The 7,261-nt window shown below is 41.2% G+C and carries 5 protein-coding genes, 1 pseudogene and 1 CRISPR repeat array; of the genes and pseudogenes, 4 read left to right on the top strand and 2 right to left on the bottom strand.

What is annotated here, in order from left to right:
* Window positions 1–142: 142 nt before the first annotated feature.
* Complete coding sequence (locus tag EWV84_RS11620; protein WP_002761266.1) at window positions 143–337, bottom strand: hypothetical protein; 195 nt, start codon at window positions 335–337, stop codon at window positions 143–145.
* A 359-nt stretch (window positions 338–696) separates the two neighbouring features.
* Here EWV84_RS11620 and EWV84_RS11625 point away from each other — a divergent pair, with 359 nt between their 5' ends.
* From EWV84_RS11625 to leuS, 4 genes are all read left to right on the top strand, one after another.
* Entirely contained in the window at window positions 697–1,047 is a 351-nt protein-coding gene (locus tag EWV84_RS11625) for an STAS domain-containing protein (protein WP_287078117.1), read from the top strand.
* A 291-nt stretch (window positions 1,048–1,338) separates the two neighbouring features.
* The gene (locus EWV84_RS11630) at window positions 1,339–2,268 is read left to right on the top strand and encodes a CoB--CoM heterodisulfide reductase iron-sulfur subunit B family protein (RefSeq protein ID WP_286826238.1); all 930 of its coding nucleotides are present in this window, start codon (window positions 1,339–1,341) and stop codon (window positions 2,266–2,268) included.
* 27 nt (window positions 2,269–2,295) lie between these two features.
* Window positions 2,296–2,631 carry a BON domain-containing protein gene (locus EWV84_RS11635; protein WP_287078118.1) on the top strand — a complete coding sequence of 112 codons (336 nt, stop codon included), beginning with the start codon at window positions 2,296–2,298 and terminating at the stop codon, window positions 2,629–2,631.
* A gap of 25 nt (window positions 2,632–2,656) precedes the next feature.
* Entirely contained in the window at window positions 2,657–5,209 is a 2,553-nt protein-coding gene (gene leuS, locus EWV84_RS11640; RefSeq protein ID WP_287078119.1) for a leucine--tRNA ligase, read from the top strand.
* 188 nt (window positions 5,210–5,397) lie between these two features.
* Here the strand turns inward: leuS and EWV84_RS11645 are convergent.
* A pseudogene (locus tag EWV84_RS11645) lies at window positions 5,398–5,706 on the bottom strand (transposase); the annotation flags it as partial.
* 15 nt (window positions 5,707–5,721) lie between these two features.
* A CRISPR array of direct repeats spans window positions 5,722–6,925; the repeat unit is 35 nt; unit sequence GTTTCCATTAATTAAACTTGCTAAGAAGTTAAAAG.
* Window positions 6,926–7,261 lie beyond the last annotated feature (336 nt).

Genomic DNA, 7,261 nt, shown 5'->3' on the forward strand with positions numbered 1-7,261 from the left:
GTCTATCTTTCTCTAAAAAAATGGAGAATCACGTTGGAGCTGTTTGGTATTTTATCCATGACTACAATGCACAGCAAAGCAAAGGATTAAGCCGCTATCACTACTACCGAATCACCACCTAATCGAAAATATCCCTATCAACTTACCGACGCGGAACGAGATTAATCCGGCCTTCGTCCATTTCATCCATGAGTAACTCTAGGGCCTCGTAATCCACATCGGAAACGTAGCCAAGACGAGCGAGGAGTTCATTAATTCCGTTTTCGATTTCTGGCGTGATCTGACGATAATATAGGGCTTGTTCCACTAATTGGCGGATAGTCGGCTGGGTATCCACAATTTTCTTACGCTAGTTCAATAAATCTAGTTTCTGTATCCTGCTTTACTTTATTTCAGCAAAAATACCAGTATAATGCTTGGTCATCATCAGTCATTCGGGATTAGAACTTAAACCTAACGACTTTCCCCTGATGTTCACCCGAGTAAGTCCTGATCACTGTTTCTCTTTACTGTTCGGATCCCAAGGTTAACCTAAAACCGGTTCCTTCCTAAAGGGGTAAAGATTAAGAAAAGATTAATCTTTTCAGGAGAGAGAAAATATATCAAGACGAAGGTTACAAAATCAGAAAGTTAGGACATAATAGCGGTATCTGATCTCTAGTTAAAAGGTTCATTTATGAATTTCAAAGCCCAGCCATGAAAAGTCCTGTAAAAGTCCCGGAAATTGCTCTATTTGAGCCAAACGGCTATATTACCGCCGCTAACGTCCTAGAATTTCAAGAGCAGCTCACCAATCTGGTTAACCGGAGTCGCTCTATCACTTTTCTGGTGGATATGAGTAGGGTGGAATTCCTCGACAGCGCTGGATTAATGGCTTTAGTTAGCGCCTTTCGTCTGGCTCAAAGTCAAGAAAAATCCTTCAATATCTGTTCTATTCCACCTTCAGTCAAGATTATCTTTGAATTAACCCAACTCGATCGGGTTCTCTCTATTTTCCCTAGCCGTGCTGACTTTGATGCTGTTATCACCCTCACCCAAGCGGCGTAAGCAGACAAAATAGGGTTTCTCGCCGCAATTTCTCGGCTGCACTCTCAATTATACCCGTAAATCACCTCTTGACCGGGCAGATTCCCATTTGTACAACCGACTCCTCAGGACAACAATTTTTTTCAAGGAGAGGCATTATACTGTTGAGATGGCTCTCCTCGTTTTTGGATATTATTTCTGGGACAAACTACCGTACACTTGTTCGGAGCAGCTCACAAAAGACTGTCTATTAAGAAATTCCATGACTTTAGTGATGACAGAGGGGAAGGGGGCCAAGATGGTAGATAGGTAATGAGTAGTAATTTCCTAGAATCCATGACAGTCAACAATCTCCAGTATGCTTATTTTCCCGGTTGTGTCGCCCAAGGTGCCTGTCGGGAACTATATTTATCCACGGCAGCCCTGACGGAAGCTTTGGGGATTAATTTAGTCGAACTCAAAAAAGCTGCCTGTTGTGGTTCGGGAACCTATAAGGAAGATTCGCAACTCTTGGAAGATGCCGTCAATGCGCGCAATATTGCCCTAGCGGAAGCCCTCAATTTACCCCTGTTGACTCACTGTAGCACCTGTCAAGGAGTGATCGGTCATGTGGACGAGCGCTTGAAGGAAGCAAAGCATAATAATCCCAATTATGTTGAGGAAGTTAATAATTATTTACAGAAAGAACATTGTTCCCCCTACCAAGGTACGACGACGGTTAAACACCTACTCTGGGCAATTGTCGGCGATTATGGCTTAGATAATCTGGCGGCCAAGGTGGTTCGTCCCTTATCAGGGTTAAATTGTGCCAGTTTTTATGGTTGTTATCTCCTGCGGGCCCAGGATACTCTCCCCTACGATAATCCCTTTCAGCCGGAATCTCTAGAAAATGTCTTTCGAGCGGTGGGGGCGAATCCGATTTATTATCAAGGACGCACTCAATGCTGTGGTTGGCCTCTGTCCAGTTATGCCACCACCCAATCCTTCCAAATGGCAGGAAAACACATTTTAGAGGCGATGGCAGCGGGGGCCGATTGTTTAGTCACCCCTTGTCCTTTATGCCATCTTAATCTTGATTCCCGACAACCGGAAGTGGCAAAAGTGATCGGTCGAAGTTTAGGTTTACCCGTGTTACATTTTTCCCAATTGGTCGCTTTAGCGGTGGGAGTCAGTCCCGATCGTTTAGGATTAGATCGACACATCGTTTCGACCAAATCCCTCTTAAAGAAATTGGGGTTTTAGGACAGGACTCAATCAGGAGTGTTAGCAATGGATTGGTTAAAAAGAATTTTTGGCTTAGATAAACCGGCAGATGCCGCTAGTGCGATCGCAGGGAAAGCCGCTGCTGCGGGTATTCCCCCCGAAAGAGTCGGATTAGATGGAAAATACGACGAAAGCGGACTAGCTAAACGAGTAGTTTTAGCTTTTGACGAGACACCGGATTTAGCTGATGAAGACAAATTGTGGGTCGCTCAAACTGGTGGTAAAGTTGTACTAAAAGGCAAGGTTTCCAATCAGGCGACTTTAAATAAAATGGTTGCGATCGCCAGTAAAGTTCATGGGGCAACCGGCGTCGATACCAGTCAGGTAAAATGGGAAGGATAGATAAAACTCAGGAGAAAGGACCCCAGTGCCGTACAACCCCGCAGAAATCGAACAGAAATGGCAGAAGATTTGGCAGCAAATGGGATTAGACAAAACCCCAGAAAACGCCGATAAACCGAAATTTTACGCCCTCTCCATGTTCCCCTATCCATCGGGCAACCTGCACATGGGTCACGTTCGCAACTATACTATCACCGATGTGATTGCCCGTCTGAAAAGAATGCAGGGTTATCGCGTCCTGCATCCCATGGGGTGGGATGCTTTCGGATTACCCGCAGAAAATGCCGCCATTGAAAGGGGAGTTCCTCCGGCAAAATGGACCGAGCAAAATATTGCCCAGATGAAACGGCAATTACAACAGTTAGGATTATCTATCGATTGGGAAAGAGAAGTTGCCACCTGTTCCCCGGAATATTATCGTTGGACCCAATGGCTATTTTTACAGTTTTTTGCATCGGGATTAGCCTACCAAAAAGAAGCGGCAGTGAATTGGGATCCTATCGATCAAACTGTCTTGGCCAATGAACAGGTAGATAGTGAAGGAAAATCTTGGCGATCGGGTGCTAAAGTAGAAAGAAAATTATTACGGCAATGGTTCCTAAAAATCACCGATTATGCCGAACAATTACTCACTGATTTAGATAAACTTACCGGTTGGCCAGAACGGGTTAAAACCATGCAGGGCAACTGGATCGGTAAATCGGTAGGTGCTTATTTAGAATTTCCTCTTGTTAATTCCACAGAAAAAATTGCCGTTTTTACCACTCGTCCCGATACGGTTTATGGAGTGACTTATGTGGTACTTGCTCCCGAACATCCCTTAACTTTACAAGTTACCACTCCCGCACAAAAATCGGCCGTAGAAACTTTTATTCAAGAGATAGCCAGCGAAAGCGAATTAGAAAGAACTGCCGAAGATAAACCCAAACGCGGTATTAAAACCGGAGGACTAGCAATTAATCCTTTTACTGGTGAAGAAATTCCGATTTTAATTGCTGATTATGTCCTCTACGAATACGGTACGGGGGCAGTGATGGGAGTCCCGGCTCACGACAGTCGCGATTTTAAATTCGCTCGGGAAAATAACCTGCCAATTAAGATAGTTATTACTCCAGAAAGTGGCGAAATTGAGTTAAAAGAGGCCTATACAGAAGCGGGAATTATGATTAATTCCGCTCAATTTAATGGACTGAATTCCCAAGAAGGAAAAACCGCTATTATTGATTATGCCACTGCCCAATGTTACGGCAAAGCTAGAATACAATATCGCCTCCGGGATTGGTTAATTTCCCGTCAAAGATATTGGGGTTGTCCGATTCCAGTTATCCACTGTCCTAACTGTGGAACTGTGCCAGTACCAGTGGAAAATTTACCCGTTACTTTACCAGAAAATGTCGAATTTAGCGGTCGAGGGGCTTCCCCTTTAGCTAAGTTGGAAGACTGGGTAAATGTGGATTGTCCTAGTTGTGGAACTCCCGCAAAACGGGAAACAGACACCATGGATACTTTCATCGATTCTAGTTGGTATTTCCTCCGTTATACCGATGCTAAAAATGAAGATATACCCTTTCAATTCGAGAAGGTTAATGATTGGATGCCCGTGGATCAATACGTCGGAGGAATCGAACACGCTATCCTACATTTACTCTATTCTCGTTTCTTTACCAAAGTTTTAAGAGACCGAGGTTTAGTTAATGTCGATGAACCTTTTAACCGTCTATTAACCCAGGGAATGGTACAGGGATTAACCTACAAAAATCCCGAAACTGGCAAATATGTCCCCGCAGAAAATGTTATCTATAAAGAGGATAAATATTGCGATAAAGACACGGGAGAAGTTCTTTCTTTCTTCTTTGAAAAAATGTCCAAGTCGAAATATAACGGCGTTGATCCTCTGAAAGTCCTCGAAAAATATGGGGCTGATACTGCCCGAATGTTTATACTTTTTACCGCACCTCCAGAAAAAGATTTACAGTGGGAAGATGCCGGGGTAGAAGGACAATTTCGCTTTCTTAATCGGGTGTGGCGTTTAGTCAGCGAATACATTGAAAATAAACCCAAGCAAGTCAAAAAAATAGAAACTTTCTCGAAAACTGACAAGGATTTAAGACGGGCAATTCACACCGCTATTAAAGAAATCTCCGAGGATTTAGAAGGAGATTATCAATTTAATACCGCCATTTCCGAATTAATGAAACTCAGTAACGCTTTAGGGGATAATAAGTGTTTTGAATCCCCCATTTATCGGGAAGGAATCGAAACCCTATTAATCTTACTTTCCCTCTTTGCTCCCCATCTTAGCGAAGAATTATGGCAAGCTTTAGGCTATAGCCAATCAATTCACCTGCAACCCTGGCCAAAAGTTGATCCTACTGCCCTTATTGTGGACGAGATCACCCTTGTCATCCAAATTTTGGGAAAAACCAGAGGCACGATACAAGTTCCCGCTAGTGCCGATAAAAGCACCTTAGAAACCCTCGCCCTGGAATCAGAAATCACCCAACGTTATTTAGAGGGCAAGGAAATCAAAAAAGTGATTGTTGTCCCGGGCAAATTAGTTAACTTTGTCGTGGGTTAAATGACAGCAATTATCACAATGGTAGGGAATTAAAGAACCTTTTCAGTTATCAGTAACCAGTCAGATTAACACTTTCTATGAAAAACTATCAATAGATGGCAAAATAGAAACTATACAATTAGCATTGTCTGTAAATAGGGTTTGCGGCAAAAAGTTATTGAAAAGCACAGGTCTCTTAATCAATGATTTCACTTAGCTACAAGCATAAGCTTTAGTTGTTGATTAATCTCTAAGTTATAACTTATTGTAATCATTGACCCAGAAAAAGTGCGGTTTTTCCATTTCAGACATAAAAAAGCCCAAAAAACCCGCCGAAGCAGGGTGGAAAGATTGATAACTAAAAAAGTAATAGCAATGGCTGTTTCCGATGTTGAGGGAAGTTTTGCCATCACACGATTGAGGCTAAATCTTCTTTTAGCTTGTCCAAATTTCCCTTCAATAGCATTACGAATTCTTTCATCTTCAAGAGCTTGTTTCTTGTCTTCTTTACTAATATTTCACCAAAGTCGTTCGTTTCCATTAATTAAACTTGCTAAGAAGTTAAAAGCTGGCGTTCCTGTCATGGTCGTCTGCACTGTTTGTTTCCATTAATTAAACTTGCTAAGAAGTTAAAAGCCCAATCAAACAACCATACGACAAATTAACATCCATTTTACGTTTCCATTAATTAAACTTGCTAAGAAGTTAAAAGAAACGCCGCTGAGGTAGTCGCAAATTGTAACTATTTGTTTCCATTAATTAAACTTGCTAAGAAGTTAAAAGAAAGCCATAAACAAACGCATAAAAGATTTGGAGGAAAAGTTTCCATTAATTAAACTTGCTAAGAAGTTAAAAGGATCAAAACGGAGGGCCACCTGATCACCGAATTGAGGTTTCCATTAATTAAACTTGCTAAGAAGTTAAAAGCTGGCTTTAACGTCACCCACTGCGAAGTGGCGGGTGTTACAAGGGTTTCCATTAATTAAACTTGCTAAGAAGTTAAAAGTTGACGGGATGCCGGACGACTTCATGGCCGACTTAGGTTTCCATTAATTAAACTTGCTAAGAAGTTAAAAGTTTTTTATTGTAGCAATCATTGGTTACTTCGCTTTTTTGTTTCCATTAATTAAACTTGCTAAGAAGTTAAAAGTTTCTTTCAGCACCCCAGCGAGGATTTCGCTGGCGCTGGGTTTCCATTAATTAAACTTGCTAAGAAGTTAAAAGTTAACTCATCAGCAAATGTATGCTTATGAGAAAACGTTTCCATTAATTAAACTTGCTAAGAAGTTAAAAGCCCTTAAAAAATACCAACGAGGTTGCATGAACTTAACGTTTCCATTAATTAAACTTGCTAAGAAGTTAAAAGAGTTCAGCGTACGGCTGATGCTGATAAGGGTATCCAGTTTCCATTAATTAAACTTGCTAAGAAGTTAAAAGGAAGCCGTACCAGTTAACAGATGGTGAGCCTAATAACTGTTTCCATTAATTAAACTTGCTAAGAAGTTAAAAGTTAAAGAAGGAAACATTGGAGAGTTGTTGGATTTTGTTTCCATTAATTAAACTTGCTAAGAAGTTAAAAGGTTTCCTTGCGGAAACCCGGCTTTTTCACCTGCAACAACAAGCGTTTCCATTAATTAAACTTGCTAAGAAGTTAAAAGAAAAGCACGAGAATTAGTAAATCTGCGGAAGGAGATTCCAACCGGTTTCCATTAATTAAACTTGCTAAGAAGTTAAAAGACTAGCTTGCTAAAACTAGGCTGTATAAGGAGTGTACAACAATTTTTCGCGGGATATTGAAAAGCATAGACATAATTAATAAAATTCTCAATAATTACCTCAGTTATGAGGCTCAAAGCCTTGCTGGACAAGGCATCGACGCACCTCAACGAAAACTCTAGATTTTCAGCCATTGTGTCTAACCCGCGAAAAATGTTGAGAACCCCCCCATTCCATATAGGGCTGTTTCATTCTCCCATCAGAATATCAAAAGTAAAACGGATCACTGTCTTTGTAAAATGAGAAGTGACCGGCAACTTTAAAATATATGTTGAGCTTAATAGAAAAACTGAAACA

The sequence above is a fragment of the Microcystis sp. M_QC_C_20170808_M3Col genome (assembly GCF_007095505.1).
Lineage (GTDB): Bacteria > Cyanobacteriota > Cyanobacteriia > Cyanobacteriales > Microcystaceae > Microcystis.